Origin of the sequence: Nonomuraea sp. NPDC050783 (assembly GCF_040802095.1) — a bacterium.
Taxonomy (GTDB): domain Bacteria; phylum Actinomycetota; class Actinomycetes; order Streptosporangiales; family Streptosporangiaceae; genus Nonomuraea.
This window is the reverse complement of sequence record NZ_JBFAHK010000004.1, coordinates 502,619-523,070: the sequence shown is the minus strand read 5'-3', so window position 1 is coordinate 523,070 and position 20,452 is coordinate 502,619. Positions and strand designations below refer to the sequence as shown.

At 72.4% G+C, this 20,452-nt stretch carries 16 protein-coding genes; 11 read left to right on the top strand and 5 right to left on the bottom strand.

The features are described from left to right. Positions 1 to 12 precede the first annotated feature (12 nt). The 3 genes from AB0H75_RS13815 to AB0H75_RS13805 are packed head-to-tail and all read right to left on the bottom strand — an operon-like array spanning position 13 to position 3,441. Positions 13 to 1,146 carry a sensor histidine kinase gene (locus AB0H75_RS13815; RefSeq protein ID WP_367795579.1) on the bottom strand — a complete coding sequence of 378 codons (1,134 nt, stop codon included), beginning with the start codon at positions 1,144 to 1,146 and terminating at the stop codon, positions 13 to 15. After that, positions 1,143 to 2,294, bottom strand: a complete 1,152-nt coding sequence (locus AB0H75_RS13810) for a sensor histidine kinase (protein WP_367795576.1) — start codon at positions 2,292 to 2,294, stop codon at positions 1,143 to 1,145. The genes AB0H75_RS13815 and AB0H75_RS13810 overlap by 4 nt, the downstream gene beginning before the upstream one ends. A 52-nt stretch (positions 2,295 to 2,346) precedes the next feature. Then, complete coding sequence (locus AB0H75_RS13805; protein WP_367795573.1) at positions 2,347 to 3,441, bottom strand: hypothetical protein; 1,095 nt, start codon at positions 3,439 to 3,441, stop codon at positions 2,347 to 2,349. Positions 3,442 to 3,587: 146 nt separating this feature from the next. Here AB0H75_RS13805 and AB0H75_RS13800 point away from each other — a divergent pair, with 146 nt between their 5' ends. From AB0H75_RS13800 to mug, 5 genes are all read left to right on the top strand, one after another. Then, on the top strand, positions 3,588 to 4,502 hold the full coding sequence (locus tag AB0H75_RS13800; RefSeq protein WP_367795570.1) for an LLM class F420-dependent oxidoreductase: 915 nt from the start codon (positions 3,588 to 3,590) through the stop codon (positions 4,500 to 4,502). Positions 4,503 to 4,552: 50 nt separating this feature from the next. Then, complete coding sequence (locus tag AB0H75_RS13795) at positions 4,553 to 6,025, top strand: 3' terminal RNA ribose 2'-O-methyltransferase Hen1 (RefSeq protein WP_367795567.1); 1,473 nt, start codon at positions 4,553 to 4,555, stop codon at positions 6,023 to 6,025. Further along, positions 6,009 to 8,471 (top strand): polynucleotide kinase-phosphatase, encoded by a 2,463-nt coding sequence (locus AB0H75_RS13790; RefSeq protein WP_367795564.1) that lies wholly within the window; start codon positions 6,009 to 6,011, stop codon positions 8,469 to 8,471. The genes AB0H75_RS13795 and AB0H75_RS13790 overlap by 17 nt, the downstream gene beginning before the upstream one ends. 70 nt (positions 8,472 to 8,541) lie before the next feature. Further along, positions 8,542 to 9,945 (top strand): sugar porter family MFS transporter, encoded by a 1,404-nt coding sequence (locus AB0H75_RS13785; protein ID WP_367795561.1) that lies wholly within the window; start codon positions 8,542 to 8,544, stop codon positions 9,943 to 9,945. Positions 9,946 to 9,953: 8 nt separating this feature from the next. Then, on the top strand, positions 9,954 to 10,454 hold the full coding sequence (gene mug / locus AB0H75_RS13780; RefSeq protein WP_367795558.1) for a G/U mismatch-specific DNA glycosylase: 501 nt from the start codon (positions 9,954 to 9,956) through the stop codon (positions 10,452 to 10,454). Positions 10,455 to 10,459: 5 nt separating this feature from the next. On the opposite strand, the gene AB0H75_RS13775 is transcribed toward mug, so the two are convergent. Then, complete coding sequence (locus tag AB0H75_RS13775) at positions 10,460 to 11,359, bottom strand: CAP domain-containing protein (RefSeq protein WP_367795555.1); 900 nt, start codon at positions 11,357 to 11,359, stop codon at positions 10,460 to 10,462. A 387-nt stretch (positions 11,360 to 11,746) separates the two neighbouring features. On the opposite strand from AB0H75_RS13775, the gene AB0H75_RS13770 reads away from it, so the two are divergent. The 6 genes from AB0H75_RS13770 to AB0H75_RS13745 all read left to right on the top strand — a co-directional run bounded on the left by AB0H75_RS13770 (position 11,747) and on the right by AB0H75_RS13745 (position 19,693). Beyond that, the gene (locus tag AB0H75_RS13770; protein ID WP_367795553.1) at positions 11,747 to 13,510 is read left to right on the top strand and encodes an ABC transporter substrate-binding protein; all 1,764 of its coding nucleotides are present in this window, start codon (positions 11,747 to 11,749) and stop codon (positions 13,508 to 13,510) included. A 119-nt stretch (positions 13,511 to 13,629) separates the two neighbouring features. Further along, positions 13,630 to 14,625 (top strand): ABC transporter permease, encoded by a 996-nt coding sequence (locus tag AB0H75_RS13765; RefSeq protein WP_367795551.1) that lies wholly within the window; start codon positions 13,630 to 13,632, stop codon positions 14,623 to 14,625. Next, a complete protein-coding gene (locus AB0H75_RS13760) occupies positions 14,622 to 15,506 on the top strand; it encodes an ABC transporter permease (protein ID WP_367795549.1) in 885 nt (294 codons plus the stop codon). Before AB0H75_RS13765 ends, AB0H75_RS13760 begins: the two co-directional genes overlap by 4 nt. Further along, positions 15,503 to 16,444 carry an ABC transporter ATP-binding protein gene (locus AB0H75_RS13755; protein WP_367795546.1) on the top strand — a complete coding sequence of 314 codons (942 nt, stop codon included), beginning with the start codon at positions 15,503 to 15,505 and terminating at the stop codon, positions 16,442 to 16,444. The genes AB0H75_RS13760 and AB0H75_RS13755 overlap by 4 nt, the downstream gene beginning before the upstream one ends. Next, positions 16,444 to 17,319, top strand: a complete 876-nt coding sequence (locus tag AB0H75_RS13750; RefSeq protein ID WP_367796015.1) for an ABC transporter ATP-binding protein — start codon at positions 16,444 to 16,446, stop codon at positions 17,317 to 17,319. Before AB0H75_RS13755 ends, AB0H75_RS13750 begins: the two co-directional genes overlap by 1 nt. A 10-nt stretch (positions 17,320 to 17,329) precedes the next feature. Continuing rightward, a complete protein-coding gene (locus tag AB0H75_RS13745) occupies positions 17,330 to 19,693 on the top strand; it encodes a glycoside hydrolase family 2 TIM barrel-domain containing protein (RefSeq protein WP_367795543.1) in 2,364 nt (787 codons plus the stop codon). Here the strand turns inward: AB0H75_RS13745 and AB0H75_RS13740 are convergent. Continuing rightward, a complete protein-coding gene (locus tag AB0H75_RS13740) occupies positions 19,683 to 20,363 on the bottom strand; it encodes a DUF6879 family protein (RefSeq protein WP_367795540.1) in 681 nt (226 codons plus the stop codon). The two genes, AB0H75_RS13745 and AB0H75_RS13740, sit on opposite strands and share 11 nt — an antisense overlap. Between the last annotated feature and the right edge of the window lie 89 nt (positions 20,364 to 20,452).

The window sequence follows — 20,452 nt, the reverse complement described above, 5'->3', positions numbered from 1 at the left end:
TCTCCCCACGGCTCACGCGGGCACCGCCGCCCGCAGCAGGAAACGGCCCTCGGGCGTGGGCGCGGCCTCCAGGCTGCCGCCCGCCGCGCGCAACCGGTCGGCCAGGCCGGCCAGCCCGTTGGGCGCGTGCTCGCCCACGGGGCCGTTCACCCCGTCGTTGGACATCTCCAGCACCCCGTCCTCGATCGTGATCGTGCAGGACGCGGCCCGGCTGTGCTTGAGCACGTTGGTGGTGCCCTCGCGGACGACCGTGGCCAGCAGCGTGCGGGTCTCCGGCGTCAGCGCCGCGGTGTCGGCGCGCACCGTGCAGCGCACGTCGGCCGCCTCCAGCACCGCCCGGACGCCGGCCAGCACCTCGTCCAGGTCGATGGCCCGGTAGTTCTGCACCGCGGTACGCACCTCGCGCAGCGAGCGGCGGGACAGGTCGCGTACCTCGAACATCTCGGCCGCGGCCGCCCCGGGATCGGCGCGCAGCAGCTCCTCGGCCCTCGCGGTACGCGCGGCCACGTCGGTCAGGCTCTGGCCGAGCAGGTCGTTGAGGTCGCGGGCGAAGCGCAGCCGCTCCTCGGAGACCGCCAGCATGGCCAGCGCCTCCTCGCCCTGGTGCGCCTCCTGGACCGTCCGCCACAGCCGCAGGTTGACCCACACCCCGCCGGCCGCGACCACGACCATGAACGCCAGCGCCGCCACCAGGATCAGCACGTCCGTGAGCCCCGCGCCGGCCAGCGTCAGGGCCACGGCCAGGACGGCGATCGAGCCGGCCGACAGGGCGACGGCCGTGCGCGTGCGGACGAACGGCGTCAGCGTCCCCAGCCAGGTGGGAAGCGCCCACACGACGGCGAAGCAGCACAGGACCAGGGCGATCACCCCGCTCGCCGTCAGCAACGCCGTGGGCCGCGGCCCGCCGCGCACCGCCACCCGGAACGGCCGCGTGCTGAGCGCGATGAAGACCACCAGCAGCACCCCGGCCGCCACCGCGAGGGACGGCCACATCCCCGCCTGCACCTGCAGGTAGAGCCCGTAGAAGCCGAACAGGCTCAGCAGCGGGACGACGTCGGCGGAGTAGACGATCAGCCAGCGGACCTTGTCGAGCTTGGTCGCCCTCCGCAGCCGGCCGAGCGGCCCCGGCGGGCGGGCGGGCCTCATGCCGGAACCACCTCGCGCGCCGGCAGCTCGCCGCCGACCGGCACCGTGGCGCGCAGCAGGAACTCGCCGTCCGCCGTGGTCGCGGCCGACAGCGTGCCGCCGGCCGCGACCAGCCGCTCGGCCAGCCCGCGCAGGCCGCTGCCCGGCCGGGACGCGGCCTGCGGCACCCCGTCGTTGCGCATCTCCAGCACGCCGCCGTCGATCGTGATCGCGCAGTACGTGGCCGCGCTGTGCTTGAGCACGTTCGTGCCGCCCTCGCGCACCACCCACGCCAGCAGCGCGCGGGCGGGCGGCGACAGGTCCTCGGGCCGGGCGCGCACCACGCAGCGGGCCCCGGCCGCCTCCAGCGCGGCCCGCACGCCGGCCAGCTCCTGGTCCAGGTCGAGCGCCTGGTAGCCGTGCACGGCCTGCTGCACCTCGGCCAGCGAGTCGGCGGCCAGCCCGCGCACCTCGGCCATCTCCGCCAGCGCCCGCCCGGGATCCTTGGTGGCCAGCTTGGCGGCCAGCTCGCTCTTCAGCGTGATCACCGACAGGCTGTGACCGAGCAGGTCGTGCAGGTCGCGGGCGAAGCGCAGCCGCTCCTCCGCCACGGCCAGCCGCGCCCTGGCCTCGCGGCTGTGGTGGGCGTCCCTGATCATCCACCAGAGCCAGCGCCACAGGAGCATGGCCGTGACCATGACGAAGGCGTTCACGGCGGTGCCGACCAGGGTGTTGAGCCAGCTCTGGCCGTGGACGAGCGTGGCGTACACGGTGAACAGCGCGACCACCACGGCCGCGAGGCAGGCCGTCGCCCGCAGGGACAGGTAGAGCGCGGCCGCCGACAGCCACAGCAGGCCCATCTCGATCACGGGGGACGCGCCGTTGAAGGCGGGCGGGCGCAGCAGGACCGTGCCCGTCGCGAACACCCCTGACACCATCAGCTTCCAGCCGGGACGCGGCCGCCGGTCGAATGCCTCGCGCATGACGAAGGGGAACAACCCGCACAGGCCGAGCTGGCAGGTGATGACGAGGGCGGCGTGGGCGGTCGTGATCGCGCCCGCCATCGTCCGGCCGGCGACGAACGCCACGGAGATGACGGCGACGAGCGCCATGCTGCCGTCCATCCAGTAGAGCAGGATCTTCCGCGCCGTCTCGGGACGAGCCGCCATCGCCCCCCTCCCCTGCCGGCTGGAACAACATCGCGTAAGGGGATTTTATAGGTCAGGGTGCGGTACCTCGTAGAACGTCGGAGATCTCCTCGTCGGGGGCGGCTCCGCGCAGCGACAGCCAGGCCAGGCCGTGGCGGGCGGCGTACGCCTTGAGGGTGCGGGCGTCGCGTACGTCGAGGTCGGAGCCGTGCTCCAGGAAGAGCGTCAGGGCGACGCGCCGCCACGCCTCCTCCGGGTCGTCCAGCGCCTGGGCGCGGGCGATCTGGGCGCGCGCGAGGTGGACGGCCGTGGCGAGCCGGCCCAGGCGGCCGGCGGGAGCCGCGCGCGGCTCCAGGAGGGCCAGCAGGTTGACGGTCGCGACGTCGGCGCCGGCCTGCCGGGTGGTGCGCAGCGCGGCGGCGTCCGCGGGGTCGAGCCCGGACGCCCGCAGCGGCAATGTGAAGCTGACCCGCAACGGCCGCTCCCGCTGCAACGCCCGCAACGCCCGCGCCCTCCGCAGCACCACCCCCGCGTCGGCCCCCGGACCGGGGTCTCCTGGGGCGGGCTCTCCTGAGGCGGGGTCCCCTGAGGCGGGGTACGCGGCGGGGGCGTCGTGGGGCTCGAAGTCGAGCGTGCCGGCGTCGAAGGCGCCGACCACCCGGCGGTAGGCGGCGGCGAGCCCGCCCGGCCGGACGCAGACGGCCGCCGGGTCGGCGCCGCCGGCCCCACCGAAGGAGGGCGCGGCGTCGCCGCCGAGCGCCCTGAGCCGCCCGATCCGGTTGGCCACGGGGTTCTCGCCGGGGCCGAGGTGCGTGCCGTCGGGGCTCGCCCACCGGGGGGAGCAGCCGTCGGCGCCGCCCGCGACGAGATGGCCGAGCAGGTAGTGGCGCACGCCGGTGCGCAGGGCCTCGGCCGGCAGGTCGAAGCCCGGCTCGCGGGCGGTGTCGACGAACCTCGCGAACACCGGCACCGGCGCCCCGGTCACGGCGACGGACAGCGCGGGCGTGTGCCGCACGATCACCCCGGCCCGGGGAACGGACGAGGGAGCAGCAGGGGGACCAGCAGGGGGAGCGGGTGGGGCGGCGCCCGCGGGCAGCAGCCGGACGGCGGCCGTGGTGGCGGCGACGAGCGCCAGCGCCGCGAGAGCCGCGAGGGGGCGGGGGAGCATGCCCGGCTCCCTCGGCTGCCGCGACATAGTGCACTCCCTGTGTTCGACCGGCTACATAGGGCGCAGAGGTTGAACGCTAGCAAGCCCGGCGGCACGGCGTCACCCCCTTCCGGATTCGGGTCCGCCGCGCGCCGATAATGTGTCCCATGAAGCTGCGGATCTTCACCGAGCCCCAGCAGGGCGCGACATATGACGACCTGCTCACCGTCGCCCAGGCCACCGAACGGCTGGGTTTCGACGCCTTTTTCCGGTCCGACCATTACCAACGCATCGGTACGGGTGCGCCGGGCCCCGGCTCGACCGATGCCTGGATCACGCTGGCGGGGCTGGCGAGGGAGACCTCGGCCATCCGGCTGGGCACGCTGGTGTCGCCCGCCACGTTCCGGCTGCCCGGGCCGCTGGCCATCAGCGTGGCCCAGGTGGACCAGATGAGCGGTGGCCGGGTCGAGCTGGGTTTCGGCACCGGCTGGTACGACGCCGAGCACACCTCGTACGGCATCCCGTTCCCGCCGGTCGGCGAGCGCTTCGGCCGCTTCGAGGAGCAGCTGGAGATCATCACCGGCCTGTGGACGGCGGAGAAGACCTACTCCTTCGAGGGCAGCTACTACCGGCTGGCCGACTCGCCCGCGCTGCCCAAGCCCGTGCAGCGGCCCCGCCCGCCGATCATCATCGGCGGGTCCGGCGCCAAGCGCACGCCGCGCCTCGCGGCCACCTACGCCGACGAGTTCAACCTGCCGTTCCGCTCCCTGGAGGAGACGGGCGCGGCGTTCGACCGGGTGCGCCGGGCGTGCGAGGCGACCGGCCGCGAGGTGGTGATGTCGGCGGCGCAGACCACGGTCGTGGGCGCGGACCGGGCGGAGATCGCGCGGCGCGCGGCGGCGATCGGCGAGGACCCGGACAAGCTGCGCGAGCGCGGCCTGTGCGGCACCCCGGCGGAGGTGGTCGAGAAGATCGGCGCCTTCGGCGCGCTCGGCGCCGAGCGGTTCTACCTGCAGATCCTCGACCTCGCGGACCTGGAGCACCTGGAGCTGATCGCCGCCGAGGTGCTGCCCCACGTGTGACCGGGGTAAACGGTTGGCGGGCCTTCGTGGCGTTCCGGCACACTTGGGACGTGCTGCTGACGATCACGAACACCGCGAGACCCGCCACCGACCTGGGCTTCCTCCTGCACAAGCATCCCGGGCGGGTGCAGGAGTTCAGCCAGTCCTCCGGCACGGCCACGGTGTTCTATCCCGAGGCGGACGAGGAGCGCTGCACGGCGGCGCTCCTGCTGGAGATCGACCCGGTCGCGCTGGTCAGGTCGCGCGGCAAGGGCTCGCCCGACTTCAGCCTGTCGCAGTACGTCAACGACCGCCCCTACGCCGCCTCCTCGCTGCTGGCCGTGGCGCTGGGCGACGTCTTCCGCACGGCGCGGGCGGGCCGCTGCAAGGCCCGCCCGGAGCTGCCGGACCGGGCGCTGCCGCTGGAGCTGCGGCTGCCCGCGCTGCCCTGCCGGGGCGGGCCCGACCTGGCCCGCCGATTGTTCGAGCCGCTGGGCTGGGAGGTCGAGGCGCGGGCGCTGCCGCTGGATAGCGCCTTCCCCGAATGGGGCGAGTCGCGTTACGTCGGCCTCGCGCTGCGCGGCACCGTACGCCTGGCCGACGCGCTCAACCACCTGTACGTGCTGCTGCCCGTCCTCGACGACGGCAAGCACTACTGGATCGCGCCCGACGAGGTGGACAAGCTCATCCGGGCGGGGGAGGGCTGGCTGCGCGGGCATCCCGAGCGCGGCCTGATCACCCGGCGCTACCTGGGGCGGCGCTGGACGCTGGCCCGCACGGCGCTGGCCCGGCTGGCCGAGCTGGGCGACGAGACCGAGGAGCACCTGGAGCCCGCGCTCGCCGAGGACGCCCCGGCCGGCGCCAGCGCCGCCGACGAGGCCGCCGCCGCCGAAGCGGAGGCGGCAGGCGAGAGCGCTGCGGAGCCCGCCGTTCCCGCGAGGCCGCTGAGTGTGCGGCGGCGGGAGGCCGTGCTGGCCAGGCTGGAGGAGCTGGGCGCGGTGAGCGTGCTCGACCTGGGCTGCGGCCAGGGCGAGCTGGTCGGCGCGCTGCTGTCCAGGCCCAGGTTCGCCCGCGTGGCCGGCATGGACGTCTCCCCGCTGGCGCTCGCGATCGCCGCCCGCAAGCTGCGCCTGGACCGCATGCCCGACGCCAAGCGCGCCCGGCTCACCCTGTTCCAGGGCGCGCTCACCTACACCGACAAGCGCCTGTCCGGCTACGACGCCGCCGTGCTCATGGAGGTGGTCGAGCACGTCGATCCGCCCCGCCTGGCGGCGCTGGAGCGCGTGGTGTTCGGCCACGCCCGCCCCCGGCACGTCATCGTCACCACCCCCAACATCGAGTACAACGTCCGCTACGAATTCCTCACCGGCCTGCGCCACCCCGACCACCGCTTCGAGTGGACCCGAGCCGAGTTCGCCGCCTGGGCCGGCCGGGTGGCGGCCGAGCACGGCTACCAGGTGACCCTGGAGCCGGTCGGCGACGACGACCCCGAGGTCGGCCCGCCCACCCAGATGGGAGTCTTCACCCGTGATCAGCGTTCCTGAGCTGTCCCTCGTGGTGCTCGTCGGCGTGTCCGGCAGCGGCAAGTCGACCTTCGCGCGCCGGCACTTCAAGCCCACGCAGGTCATCTCCTCCGACTTCTGCCGCGGCCTGGTCGCCGACGACGAGAACGACCAGGCCGCCACCCCGGCCGCCTTCGACCTGCTGCACCACATCGTCGGCGTACGGCTGGCCCGCGGCCTGCTCACCGTCGTGGACGCCACCAACGTCCAGTACGCCGCCCGCAAGAGCCTCGTCGAGCTGGCCAGGAAGCACGACGTGCTGGCCGACGCCATCGTGCTCGACGTGCCCGAGGAGGTGGCGATCGCGCGCAACGCCGCGCGTCCCGACCGCGACTTCGGCCCCGGCGTGGTGATCCGCCAGCGCAAGGACCTGCGCCGCTCGCTGGGCAAGATCTCCGGCGACGGGTTCAGGAAGGTCCACGTGCTGCGCGGCACGGACGAGATCGACGCCGCCGGCATCACCTACGAGAAGGCGTGGTCCGACCTGACCCACCTGAGCGGCCCGTTCGACGTCATCGGCGACGTGCACGGCTGCCGCGCGGAGCTGGAGGCGCTGCTGGCCCGGCTGGGCTGGGAGGGCATCCGGCACCCCGAGGGCCGCACGGCGGTGTTCGTCGGCGACCTGGTGGACCGCGGCCCCGACACGCCGGGCGTGCTGCGCCTGGTCATGGACATGGTCGAGGCGGGCACCGCGCTGTGCGTGGCCGGCAACCACGAGCAGAAGCTGGTGCGCGCGCTCAACGGCCGCAACGTCAAGGTCGCCCACGGCCTGCGGGAGTCGCTGGACCAGCTCGCCGCGCAGCCGCCGGAGTTCGTGGCGCGGGCCAAGGCGTTCATGGACGGCCTGCTCAGCCACTACCGGCTGGACGGCGGACGGCTGGTGGTCGCGCACGCCGGGCTCAAGGAGTCCTACCACGGGCGGGCCTCCAAGCGGGTGCGCTCGTTCGCCCTGTACGGCGACACGACCGGCGAGACCGACGAGTACGGCCTGCCGGTCCGCCTGCCGTGGGCCGAGGAGTACCGCGGCCGGGCCATGGTCGTCTACGGCCACACGCCCACGCCGAGCCCCGAGTGGGTCAACAACACGATCTGCCTCGACACCGGCTGCGTCTTCGGCGGCCACCTGACCGCGCTGCGCTACCCGGAGCGGGAGCTCGTCCAGGTCCCGGCGGAGAAGGTCTGGTACGAGCCGGTCAAGCCGCTCGGCACCGGCCCGGCCCGCGACCCGGGCATGCTGGACGTCGGCGACGTGATCGGCACCCGGCACGTCGAGACCCGGTTCGGCGGCCGGATCAAGGTCGCGGAGGAGAACGCGGCCGCCGCCCTGGAGATCATGAGCCGCTTCGCGGTGGACCCGCGCTGGCTGGTCTACCTGCCGCCGACGATGGCCCCGCCGGAGACCTCCCGGCTGGACGGCTACCTGGAGCACCCGCACGAGGCGTTCGAGGAGCTAGCCGCCGCCGGGGTGCGCGAGGTGGTCTGCGAGGAGAAGCACATGGGCTCGCGGGCGGTGGCCGTGCTGGCCCGGACGCCGGAGGCCGCCGCGGCCCGGTTCGGCGTGCGTGACGGCTCCTGCGGCGCGGTCTACACGCGTACCGGGCGGCCGTTCTTCGCCGACACCGGCCCGCTGGTCGAGGGGTTGCGGGCGGCCTGCGCGCCGCTGTGGGACGAGCTGGGCTCCGACTGGGTGGTGCTCGACTGCGAGCTGCTGCCCTGGTCGGCCAAGGCCGGCGACCTCATCAGGAGCCAGTACGCGTCGGTGGGCGCCGCGGCCGGCGCCGCCCTGCCGGCGGCGCTGTCCGCGCTGGAGGCGGCGGCCGGGCGCGGGCTGGACGTGGCCGGGCTGCTGGAGCGCACCCGGCGCCGCTCCGCCAACGCCGAGCTGTTCCGCGCGGCCTACGCGCGGTACTGCTGGCCGGTGGACGGCCTGGAAGGGGTCAAGGTGGCGCCGTTCCAGATCCTGGCCTGCGAGGGGCGGGCCACGGCGCTGGAGCCGCACGCCTGGCACCTGGCCACGCTGTCCAGGCTGGACGGGCCGCTGATCGCCCCGACCCGGCACGTCTTCGCCGACCTCGGCTCGCCGGAGTCGCGGGCGGCGGCCACCGCCTGGTGGGAGTCGATGACGGCGGCCGGCGGAGAGGGCATGGTGGTCAAGCCCGCCGCGTACACGCCCGGCCGGGTGCAGCCCGGGATCAAGGTGCGCGGGCGCGAGTACCTGCGCATCATCTACGGCCCCGACTACACCGAGTCGCTGGACGTGCTGCGCAGGCGCTTCCTCGGCAAGAAACGCTCGCTCGCGCTGCGCGAGTACGCGCTCGGCCTGGAGGCGCTGGCCCGGCTGGCGGACGGCGAGGCGGCCTGGCGGGTGCACGAGCCGGTCTTCGCGGTGCTGGCCCTGGAGTCGGAGCCGGTGGACCCGCGCCTTTAAAGCTTGGGCAATCGCCTTCTTAGGGCTGTGACGTGCGGGTATGCCCCCTGGATCCAGGGAAAGGACCCGCATGGCCACTCAGCACACGCACCAAGAGCACCTGGGGCACGTCGTGTTCATCACGGCGGCCGCCGCCATCGGCGGGTTCCTGTTCGGCTACGACAGCTCCGTCATCAACGGCGCGGTCGTCGGGATCGAGCGGCATTTCCGGGTGGGATCGGTCGAGACCGGCTTCGTGGTGGCCATCGCGCTGCTGGGCTCGGCCGTGGGCGCCTGGGCCGGCGGCCGGCTGGCCGACCGGTGGGGGCGCACCCGGTCGATGCAGGTGGCGGCGCTGTTGTTCGCGGTCAGCTCGATCGGGCAGATGTTGCCGTTCGCGCTGTGGGACCTGGCGCTGTGGCGGGTGGTCGCGGGCTTCGCGATCGGTATGGCCTCGGTGCTCGGGCCGGCCTACATCGCCGAGGTCGCGCCGCCCGCCTACCGGGGGCGGCTGGGCTCGTTCCAGCAGCTCGCCATCGTGCTCGGCATCGCGGTCTCGCAGCTCGTCAACTACGTGATCGCGCGGCTGGCGGGCGGCGAGGTGAACAACCGGCTGTGGATGCTGGAGGCGTGGCAGTGGATGCTGGGCGCGTGCGTCGTCCCGGCGCTGCTGTACCTGCTGTTCGCGCTGACCATCCCCGAGTCGCCGCGCTACCTCATCATGTCGGGACGGTCGCGGCGGGCGCGGGAGGTGCTGGCCGAGGTCGAGGGCGAGGGCGTGGACCTCGACGAGCGCATCGCCGAGATCCAGCACGTGCTGCGCACCCAGCGGGTGCCGGGGCTGAAGGACCTGCGGGGGCCCGCGCTCGGGCTGCTCGGGATCGTGTGGGTCGGCATCGTGCTGTCGGCCTTCCAGCAGCTCGTCGGCATCAACGTGATCTTCTACTACTCGTCGGTGTTGTGGCAGTCGGTCGGCATCAACCAGAGCGACTCGCTGCTCATCAGCTTCTCCAGCTCGATCATCAACATCATCGGCACGTTCATCGCGATCTCCCTGGTGGACAGGATCGGCCGGCGTCCGCTGCTCATGATCGGCTCGGCCGGGATGGCGCTCTCGCTGGCCACGGCGGCGTGGGCGTTCAGCGCGTCCCGGACGACCGCGAGCGGGGGGGTCGCGCTGCCCGAGCCGCAGGGGCCGATCGCGCTCGTCGCGGCCAACGTGTTCGTGTTGTTCTTCGCGCTGTCGTGGGGTGTGGTGGTCTGGGTGCTGCTGGGCGAGATGTTCCCCAACCGCATCCGCGCGGCCGCGCTCGGCGTCGCCGCGGCGGCCCAGTGGATCGCCAACTGGGCCATCACGGTGTCGTTCCCGGCCCTGGCCGACTGGAACCTGCCGCTCACCTACGCCGCGTACGCGCTGTTCGCCCTGCTGTCGTTCTTCTTCGTGATGAAGTGGGTCAGGGAGACGAAGGGTCGCAAACTCGAAGACATGGGCTAACCTGTGCCGTGCTCGACGACGTTCTCGGTCCCTCGCTCGACGTGTTGTTCTGCGGCATCAACCCCGGTCTCATGTCCGCGGCCACCGGTCACCACTTCGCCAGGCCCGGCAACCGCTTCTGGCCCGCCCTGCACCTGTCCGGCTTCACGCCGCGGCTGCTGGCCCCGTCCGAGCAGCACCTGCTGCCCTCGTACGGGCTGGGCATCACCAACCTCGCGCCCCGCGCCAGCGCCAAGGCGTCGGAGCTGACGAAGGAGGAGCTGGTCGAGGGCGGAGCGGTGCTGGCCGCCAAGGTGGCGGGGGTCGCGCCGCAGGTGCTCGCCGTGCTGGGGGTCTCGGCGTACCGCACCGCCTTCCTGCGGCCCAAGGCGCGGATCGGGCCGCAGGAGGAGACGGTGGGCGGGGCCAGGGTGTGGGTGCTGCCCAACCCGAGCGGGCTCAACGCCCATTGGACCCTGGCCGGGATCGCGGACGAGATGCGCCGCCTGCGATCGTCACTGGCCGCCTGAGGGGCTCATCGGGCGGCGAAGTCCTGCGTCCAGTACATCCGGCCCGCCGCGTTCTTGGCCGCGCCGATCCCGATGAGGGTGTAGCGGCAGTTCAGGATGTTGGCCCGGTGCCCCGAGCTGTTCATCCATCCCTGGACCACGGCGCTGGGCGTGGTGTAGCCCTCGGCGATGTTCTCCGCGAAGGCCGAGCCGCCGGTGAAGCCCGCCGCGCGGATGCGGTCCATGAAGCTGCTGCCGTCGGCGGAGTTGTGGTCCATCTTCCCGCGCCTGGCCATCTCGGCGGAGTGGCCGGAAGCGGCCGCGCGGAGCTGCGGGTCGTGCTTGAGCGCGCCGCAGCCGGCCTTGGCGCGCTCGGCGTTGGTCAGGCGCAGGACCTCGTTCTCCTCGGCCGTGCCGACCGTTCCGCCGGAGGGCGGGGCGGAGGTGGTGGGGGAGGAGGTCGGGGTCGAGGTCGGGGTGGACGAGCCCGTCGGCGTGGGCGTCGGCGTGCCCGGCGCCGGGGTGGTGGGGGTGCAGGTGAGCCTGACCGGCCTGGACTTCGCGGTGCCGCCGCGGTAGTCGGTGACGGTCGCGTAGTACGTGCCCGGCGCGCAGGGCAGGGTGAGCGTGATGCGGCCGTTCCTGGTGGCGCCGCTCTTGACGACCGGGTCCGGGCCGGGGACGGCCCGCTGGACGCGGATGCGGACGAGCGCGCGGGAGAAGCAGCCCCGGCGGGCGGCCGAGGAGACGATCGTGAGCGCGTTGCCGCTCAGCCTGGGCTTGGTGACGGTCACCCGGCAGGCCGACTGCGATGCGTTCGCGGCCTCGGCCGCGGTGGTTGCGGTGGCGGCCTCGGCCGCGGTGACCGGCGCGCACAGGGCGGCGGCGCTCACCAGGCCGGCTAGAACCCCTAGGGGTCTGCGCATGGGGGGTTTCCTCCAGTTGCGATAGACGCTGGATGGCTAGGCATTCTGGCGGGGCCGCAACCCGTTTGTCATCCAATTCGCGACATTTCCGTGATGTTGCAGGTAAACCGAAGTGTCCTCTGAGGCGTCTGAAGCGACCTCTGCGGCTCTCTATACGGACTGCCCGAAACCCGGTGATTGAACCGGTTAGCCAGGCTTTGAGAGCGTTCCCAGCCCTGTGTCTCGAAAGCGTCACGGCTCTTGACGGAGGTGACACGGGGAATTTACGTTCGCGGTACTTATCCGGTTCAGCAATCCATGCGCTCATCGGCGGGGGTCACTGGGAGCGCTCCCATCGGACTGGCACGTAGGAGCCTTCGCGCCGCGCGCGAAGGAAGGAGAGAAGCGATGCGTAACCGGGCTCGGAAGATCATCCCGCTCGTCGCGGCGGGCCTGCTCGCCGTCACGGCCTGCAGCGGCGGCCCCTCCACGCCGACCGGGCCGGCCGCCACCCAGGGCCAGGGCCAGAGCGGGCCGGCCGGCGCGGACCCGAACCAGCTCCCCCGCAACGAGACCCTCTACACCACCGGCACCCAGTGGGGCCCGCCGGCCAACTTCAACCCGATCCGCGAGTGGGACTCGGCGGTCGGCACCAAGGGCCTGGTGTACGAGACGCTGTTCCACTACGACACCGTCGCCGCCAAGCTCACGCCCTGGCTGGCGGCGAGCGGCTCCTGGACCGACGACACCACCTACGAGGTCAAGCTGCGCCCCGGCGTCAAGTGGTCCGACGGCCAGCCCTTCACCGCCAAGGACGTCGTCTTCTCCTTCGAGCTCGGCAAGATGGAGACCATCCCCTACCACCACCTGTGGGACTGGCTGAAGTCGGTCGAGGCCACCGACGACCAGACGGTGACGTTCACCTTCTCCAAGGCCAACTACCAGCAGTGGGACTTCAACCTCTACAGCCGCTCGATCGTCCCCGAGCACATCTGGAAGGGCCGCGCGGAGAAGGAGGTCCTCGACGGTCTCAACGAGAACCCGGTCGGCACGGGCGCCTACAAGTTCATGAGCAAGGACCAGGACCGCGTGGTCCTGCAGCGCCGCGACGACTGGTGGGGCAAGAGCACGCTCAACATGGAGCCCAAGCCCCGCTACATCGTCGACATCGCCACCCCGAGCAACGAGGTCGCGATGGGCCTGCTGCTGCAGAAGGGCCTCGACCTCAGCAACAACTTCCTGCCCGGCGTGGCCAACCTGGTCAAGGGCAACTTCGGCCTGACGACCTACTACAACGAGCCGCCGTACATGTTGTCGGCCAACACCGCCTGGCTGGTGCCCAACACCACCAAGAAGCCCATGGACGACCCCGCCTTCCGCAAGGCCCTCGCCTCCTCGATCGACGTCAAGAAGATCGTCGAAGGCGTGTACGGCAACCTCGTCAAGGCCGCCAGCCCGACCGGCCTGCTGCCGCAGTGGGACAAGTACGTCGACCAGAACGTGGTCAGCGCCTCCGGCTTCACCTTCGACACCGCCAAGGCCAAGAAGCTGCTGGCCGACGCCGGCTACAAGGACGGCGACGGCGACGGGTACGTCGAGAACAAGGACGGCTCCAAGCTGAGCCTGTCCCTGATCGTCCCGTCCGGCTGGACCGACTGGATGGAGTCGGCCCGCTCGATCGCCGCCAGCGCCAAGACCGCCGGCATCCAGATCACCCCAGACTTCCCCGACTTCAACGCCCTGGTCGAGAAGCGCGGCAAGGGCGACTTCGACCTGCTGATCAACAACGAGCGGCAGCTGTCGAACTCGCCCTACACCTACTACGAGTACCTCTTCCAGCTGCCGATCCAGAAGCAGCAGAACACGGTGAACTTCGCCCGCTACGAGAACAAGAAGGCCTGGGACCTCGTCCAGCAGCTCGACCAGGTCAGGACCGACGACACCGCCGGCATGCAGAAGATCATCTCCCAGCTCCAGCAGATCCACCTGGACGACCTGCCGGTGATCCCGCTCTGGTACAACGGCCTGTGGGCGCAGTCCAGCACCTCCACCTGGAAGAACTGGCCGGCCGCCGCCGGGGGCGCGCCGAAGACCCCCGCCGTGATGTGGCGCAACTGGATCGAGCTGGGCGGCTTCGAGACCCTCACCCAGCTCCAGCCCAACGCCTCCTAGCCGAGCCGCCAGCCCCCGCCCCCGCCCCCGCTTCCGCGCGCGCCCGCCCGTCCGCCCGTCCGCCGGTCGGTCGGCCGGTCGGCGGGCCCGGGAGCGGGGCCTTCCCGGAGACAGATCACGTGCGTCGCTACTTCGGCAGGAAACTGCTCATCTACGGGCTGACGTTCTTCGTCGCCGTCACGATCAACTGGATGATCCCGCGCTTCATGCCCGGCGACCCGGTCGCCAGCATGGTCGCGCGGGCCAACGTCACCAAGCCCGAGGCCGTCGAGGCCATGCGGGCCTACTACACCAGCCTCTTCGGCCTGGACCAGCCGCTGCTCGCGCAGTACGCCAACTTCTGGGGCGCGCTGCTGCGCGGTGACTTCGGCACCAGCATCTGGCTCTTCCCGACCCCGGTCAGCCAGGTGATCGGCGGCGCGGTGCCGTACACGCTGGCGCTGATCGTCCCGTCGGTGCTGCTGAGCTGGGTCGTCGGCAACCGGTTCGGCGCGTACGCGGCCCGCCGCAAGCTGCTCGACAACACGGTCCTACCGGTCGGGTACGTGCTGACGGCCATGCCGTACATGTGGCTGGCGGTGTTGCTGGCCTGGTCGCTCGGCGTCATCGCGGGGATCTTCCCGGTGGCCGGCGGCTACAGCTTCTCCATGCGCCCCAACCTGTCGTGGGCGTTCCTGCTCGACCTGCTGCACCACTGGACGCTGCCGTTCCTGTCGCTGTTCCTGGTGGCGCTGGGCGGCTGGGCGATCGGCATGCGAAACATGATCATCTACGAGCTGGAGTCCGACTACTCCACCTACCTGTCGGCGCTCGGCGCGCCCGCCCGGCTCGTCCGCCGCTACGCCTTCCGCAACGCCGTCCTGCCGCAGATCACCGGCCTGGCCCTGCAGCTCGGCGTGCTGGTGGCCGGCGCCCTGGTCACCGAGATCGTCTTCGCCTACCCGGGCCTCGGCAGCCTCATACTCAAGGCCATCCAGAACAAGGACTTCTTCCTGCTGCAGGGCACGTTCCTGTTCATCGTGCTCGGCGTGCTGATCGCCAACTTCATCATCGACATCGTCTACGTCGTGGTCGACCCCAGGACCAGGGCGGGAATGGCGGGTGCGCAGGCATGACGACGATCCAGGAAACCGTCCCGCGCGAGCGGGAGGGGGTGCGGCGCGAGGCGCTCCACTTCGCGGTGCGCAACGGCAAGCTGATGGCCGGCCTGGTCATCGTGCTCGCGCTGCTCCTGCTGGGCCTGCTCGGCCCGCTGCTGGTGGACGCCACGCCCAACGAGTACGGCCCCCGGCCCATGAGCCCGCCCACCGGCGAGCACTGGCTCGGCACCACCACCTTCGGCCAGGACATCTTCGCCCAGTTCGTGTACGGCCTGCGCAGCACCTTCGCGGTCGGCGTGATCGGCGGCGGCATCGCCGCGGTCATCGGGATGGCCGTCGGCTTCGCGGCCGGCTACCTCGGCGGGTTCGTGGACGAGGTGCTCAACATGCTGACCAACGTCATCCTGGTCATCCCCACCCTGGCCGTCCTGCTCATCGTCAACGCCTACCTGGGCATCCGCAGCGTGGCGGTGCAGGGCCTGTTCATCGGGCTGACGCAGTGGCCGTGGGCGGCGCGGGCGATCCGGGCGCAGACGTTCTCGCTGCGTACCCGGGAGTTCGTGGACCTGGCCAGGATGAGCGGGTCGGGCACCTGGCGGATCATCGCCAGGGAGATCGCCCCGAACATGAGCTCCTACCTGTTCATGACGTTCATCCTGCTGTTCGGCGGCTCGGTGCTCATCGCCTCCTCGCTGGACTTCATCGGCCTCGGCCCCACCGAGGGCGTCTCGCTGGGCCTGATGTTGCAGAACGCCAACCAGTGGAGCGCGCTCCAGCTCGGCATGTGGTGGTGGTTCGTCCCGCCCGGCGCCGCCATCACCGCCATCGTGGGCGCCCTGTACGTGGCCAACGTCGGCCTCGACGAGGTCTTCAACCCGAAGCTGAGGGAGACATGAGCCTGCACGTCAGCGAGCTGGAGGTCCACTACCGCACGCTCAGGGGCGACGTGCGCGCGCTCGACGGCATGTCCTTCGAGCTGGGCGACGGCGAGATCCTGGGCCTGGTCGGCGAGTCCGGCTGCGGCAAGAGCACCCTGGGCAAGGCGCTCATCCGCATGGACGGCCGCATGCGGCACGTCGGCGGCCGGGTCGTCCTCGACGGGCGGGAGCTGCCCATCGCCGACGACCGCGCCATGAACGACTTCCGCTTCAAGGAGGTCTCCCTCATCCCGCAGTACGCGATGAGCGCGCTCAACCCCACCCGCAAGATCCGCAAGATGGTCGGGGAGCTGCTGAGGTCGCGCGGCGCCGCGCTGGACGTCGCCGAGCTGGAGCGGCGCATGGACCAGGTCGGGCTGCCGCGCGAGGTGCTCGACCGCTACCCGATCGAGCTGTCGGGCGGCATGAAGCAGCGCATGGTCATGGTCATCTCCACGCTGCTCGACCCGTCCCTGCTCATCGCCGACGAGGTCACCTCCGCGCTCGACGTCTCCACCCAGAAGGCCGTCGCCCGCGCCCTGCTCGGCTTCCGCGACAGCGGCTACGTCAAGAGCATGATCTTCGTCACCCACGACATCGCGCTCACCCACCACATCGCCGACACGATCATGGTCATGTACGCGGGCCGCCTCGCCGAGAAGGCCCCCGCCGACGTGCTCGTCAAGGCGCCCAGGCACCCGTACACCAGGCTGCTCATCGACGCGCTGCCCGAGGTCGGCGTCCGCTACGCCGAGCGCAGGCTGGAGGGCATCGCCGGCAGCCCGCCGTCGTTGCTGGACCCGCCCCCGGGCTGCCGCTTCCGCGACCGCTGCCCCCTCGCCGGGGACGAGTGCGCCGAGCAGCCGCCGGTGGCCGAGGTCGCGCCTGGTCACTACGTCGCCTGCTGGAAGGCATGATGCTGAGACTCGACCACGTCACCAAGGTGTTCAGGATCGGCGCCTTCGGCGGCCGGACCGTCACCGCCGTCGCGGACGTCAGCTTCGACGTCGTGCCCGGCGAGGTCGTCTCCCTCATCGGGGAGAGCGGCAGCGGCAAGAGCACGATCGGCCGCATGATCCTCGGGCTCAACCCGGCCACCAGCGGCACGATCACCTTCGACGGCCGCCCGGCCCGCTCGGGCAAGGAGTACTACCGGCACGTCCAGGGCATCTTCCAGGACCCGTTCAGCTCGTTCAACCCGGTCTTCAAGGCCGACCGGGTGTTCGCGATGATCAAGGAGTCGTACCGTCCGGACGTGCCCGCCCGGGAGTGGGACGAGCGGGTCCGGGCGGCGCTGCGCGACGTGCGGCTCAACCCCGACCAGGTGCTCGGCAAGTACCCCCACCAGCTCAGCGGCGGCCAGCTCCAGCGCCTGCTCATCGCCCGCGCGCTGCTGCTGGACATCAAGCTGCTGGTGGCCGACGAGATCACCAGCATGCTGGACGCCTCCACCCGCATCGACGTGCTCAACCTGCTGGCCGAGCTGAAGACCAGGGGCCTCGGCGTGCTCTACATCACGCACGACCTGTCGCTCGGCAACTACCTGGCCGAGCGCACGATCGTGCTGCGCAAGGGGACGGTCGTGGAGATGGGCCCGACCGGCGAGGTCTTCGGCGGCCCGCTCCACCCCTACACCCGCGAGCTGCTGTCGGCGGTGCCGCGCCTGCACCAGGAATGGACCGACGCCGAGGCCGTGGAGACCTGCCTCTACCACGAGCGCGGCGCGTCCGGCGGCCTGCTGGAGGCCGGCCCGGGACACTTCGTGGCGTGCGCCCGGCTGACGACCTGCTAAGGAGATCTTCTTGAACTACCGTCCGCTGCACGACGGCTGGACCCTGTCGTCGCAGGACCCCGCGGACCTCATCACCGGGGTCCCGGCCACCGTGCCGGGCTGCGTGCACACCGACCTGCTCGCCGCCGGGCTCATCGACGACCCCTACCTGGACGACAACGAGCGCCGGCTGGCCTGGATCGGCCGCCGGGACTGGACCTACCGCACCACGTTCGCCTGGTCGCCCGACGAGCACGAGCGCACGGACCTGGTGTGCCGGGGGCTGGACACGGTCGCCGAGGTCCGGCTCAACGGGGTCCGCGTCGGCGGCACCGCCAACCAGCACCGCTCCTACCGCTTCCCCGTCCGCCACCTGCTGCGCGACGGGGCCAACGAGCTGAGCGTCACCTTCGGCTCGGCCTACGCCTACGCCGAGGAGCGGCGGGCGGCGCTGGGGGAGCGGCCCGGCGCCTACGACGAGCCCTACCCGTTCATCCGCAAGATGGCCTGCAACTTCGGCTGGGACTGGGGGCCCACGCTGGTCACCGCCGGCATCTGGCGGCCGATCGGGCTGGAGAGCTGGAGCGGCGCCCGGCTGGCGGAGGTGCGGCCGTTGGCGTACGCCGACGGGAGCGTGCGGGTGCACGTGCGCGTCGAGCGCGTGGCGGAGGGGCCGCTCACGCTCTCCGCCGAGGTGGGCGGGGTGAGCGCCGAGCAGCGCCTGGAGGGCCGCGCCGCCGTGCTGAGGCTCAGGGTGCCCGGCCCCGAGCTGTGGTGGCCGCGCGGCCACGGCGCCCAGCCCCTCTACGACCTGGCGGTGCGGCTCGGCGAGGACGAGTGGCGCGGCCGGATCGGGTTCCGCTCGGTGGAGCTGGAACGGGAGGCGTTCCGCTTCAAGGTCAACGGCGTGCCGGTCTACGTCAAGGGCGTCAACTGGATCCCCGACGACTGCTTCCCGGCCCGCGTGACCAGGCAGCGGCTGGCGGCGCGGTTCGAGCAGGCCACCGCGGCCGGGGTCAACCTGCTGCGGGTCTGGGGCGGCGGCCTGTACGAGAGCGACGACTTCTACGACCTGGCCGACGAGCTGGGCCTCATGGTGTGGCAGGACTTCCCGTTCGCCTGCGCCGCCTACCCCGAGGAGGAGCCGTTCCGCTCCGAGGTGGCCGCCGAGGCGCGCGAGAACGTCACCCGCCTGGCCCCGCACCCCAGCCTGGTGTTGTGGTGCGGCAACAACGAGAACCTGGAGGGCCACGCCGACTGGGGCTGGCGCGACCGGCTCCAGGGCCGTAGCTGGGGCGCCGGCTTCTACCATGACCTGCTGCCGGGCATCGTGGCCGAGCTGGACCCGACCCGGCCGTACTGGCCGGGCAGCCCCTACTCGGGCGCCCCCGGCCTGCCGCCCAACGACCCGGCCCGCGGCACCGTGCACATCTGGGACGTCTGGAACCGCGAGGACTACACCCGCTACGCCGCCTACCGGCCGCGCTTCGTCGCCGAGTTCGGCTTCCAGGGGCCGCCCGCGTACGCCACCCTGCGCCGGGCCTCCTCCGACGACCCGCTGACCCCGGACTCCTCCCACCAGAAGGCCGTGGACGGCCAGGACAAGCTGCTGCGCGGGCTGGGCGCGCACCTGCCCCGGCCGCAGACGTTCGACGACTGGCACTACCTGACGCAGCTCAACCAGGCGCGGGCGGTGGCGTTCGGCGTGGAGCGCTTCCGCGCCCTCATGCCGCACACGATGGGCACGATCGTCTGGCAGCTCAACGACTGCTGGCCGGTGACGTCCTGGTCGGCGGTGGACGGCGACGGCCGGCGCAAGCCGCTCTGGCACGCGCTGCGCCGCGCCTACGCCGACCGGCTGCTCACCTTCGTGGACGGCGAGCTGGCCGTGGTCAACGACACCTCGCAGGCGTGGTCGGGCGAGCTGGAGCTGACCCGGCGCGGCCTGGCGGGCGAGCCGCTGGCCAAGGAGGTCGTCGCCGTGCACGTGGCGCCGCGCGCGGTGTCCAGGGTGGCGCTGCCGCCGCCGGTGGCCGCCGCCGACGACCCGGCGCGCGAGCTGCTGGCCGCCCGCCTCGGCCCCGTCCGGGCCGTGCGGTTCTACGCCGAGGACCCGGCCGTGGCCTTCCCCGAGGCGGCCTGGGAGGCGCACGCCGAGCCCGCGCCCGGCGGCTACCGGGTGAGCGTCACCGCCCGCACCGTGCTGCGCGAGCTGGCCCTCTTCCCCGACCGGCTGGATCCGGACGCGAGCGTGGACGACCAGCTCGTCACCCTGCTGCCGGGCGAGAGCGCGCACTTCCACGTCACGACCGGCAGGGAGCTGGACGCGGCGGCGCTGACCAGGTTCCCGGTGCTGCGGTGCGTCAACGAGGCGGGCGGGCCGCTCAGACCCTGAACTCCTCGGTGCGGTGCCCGTAGGCGGGCACCGCGGCCCGCATCTCGTCGGTGACGGCCGGCGGCGGCAGCGGCACGATCTCGCGCTCGTGGAAGGCGAGCACGTCCTCGCCGCCGGCGTACAGGTCGCGCACGGCCTCCAGGCAGGGGCCCACGACGCGGGCGTCGGTGACGCGCCGGCCGCCTCGGCAGCCGCCGTGGCGGTCGTACAGGACCTCGTACATGAGGGACGGGCCGAAGACGACCAGCTCGGGCAGCGGGTCGAGGCCGGCGACCCGCGCGGCCCCCACCACCCGGCACGGCGAGCCGGCCCGCGCCCGCTCGGCCAGCACGTGCATCTCCCACTGCAGGTAGGGCGTGATCGGGAACTCCACCACCCGCACCCGCCGGACCGGCACCCGGTCGCGGAAGTAGCGCTCCAGCGGCTCGGCCATGCGCGCGACCAGGGCGAGGGAGCCCGCCCAGTCGCCGTCCATCATGGCCCGCCAGCTCGCCACGTCGGGCTCGTAGAAGCTCTGGGCGCGCTCCAGCTTCCACATCGGCTCGGTCCGCACGGCGTGGTCACGGTCGAAGGCGGCCTGGTACTCCAGCGGATCCAGGACGAGCCCGTCGGCGTGCGCGACGGCGGCGAACGGATTGTCGATCCCGGCCGGAGCGCCGTGCTCGGTCATGCGGCTCCCTTCGCGTCTGGAAAACCCGCCCAGATCATCAATGGCGCCCCCCGCAGGGTCAAGGCCCAAAAACGATCTGCGCGGGCCTC

Bases quoted from the DNA above. Each gene is read 5' to 3' on its own strand.
- AB0H75_RS13815 (WP_367795579.1), bottom strand. From the start codon at position 1,146: ATGAGGCCCGCCCGCCCGCCGGGGCCGCTCGGCCGGCTGCGGAGGGCG.
- AB0H75_RS13810 (WP_367795576.1), bottom strand. From the start codon at position 2,294: ATGGCGGCTCGTCCCGAGACGGCGCGGAAGATCCTGCTCTACTGGATG.
- AB0H75_RS13805 (WP_367795573.1), bottom strand. From the start codon at position 3,441: ATGCTCCCCCGCCCCCTCGCGGCTCTCGCGGCGCTGGCGCTCGTCGCC.
- AB0H75_RS13800 (WP_367795570.1), top strand. From the start codon at position 3,588: ATGAAGCTGCGGATCTTCACCGAGCCCCAGCAGGGCGCGACATATGAC.
- AB0H75_RS13785 (WP_367795561.1), top strand. From the start codon at position 8,542: ATGGCCACTCAGCACACGCACCAAGAGCACCTGGGGCACGTCGTGTTC.
- AB0H75_RS13775 (WP_367795555.1), bottom strand. From the start codon at position 11,359: ATGCGCAGACCCCTAGGGGTTCTAGCCGGCCTGGTGAGCGCCGCCGCC.
- AB0H75_RS13770 (WP_367795553.1), top strand. From the start codon at position 11,747: ATGCGTAACCGGGCTCGGAAGATCATCCCGCTCGTCGCGGCGGGCCTG.
- AB0H75_RS13760 (WP_367795549.1), top strand. From the start codon at position 14,622: ATGACGACGATCCAGGAAACCGTCCCGCGCGAGCGGGAGGGGGTGCGG.
- AB0H75_RS13755 (WP_367795546.1), top strand. From the start codon at position 15,503: ATGAGCCTGCACGTCAGCGAGCTGGAGGTCCACTACCGCACGCTCAGG.
- AB0H75_RS13750 (WP_367796015.1), top strand. From the start codon at position 16,444: ATGCTGAGACTCGACCACGTCACCAAGGTGTTCAGGATCGGCGCCTTC.
- AB0H75_RS13740 (WP_367795540.1), bottom strand. From the start codon at position 20,363: ATGACCGAGCACGGCGCTCCGGCCGGGATCGACAATCCGTTCGCCGCC.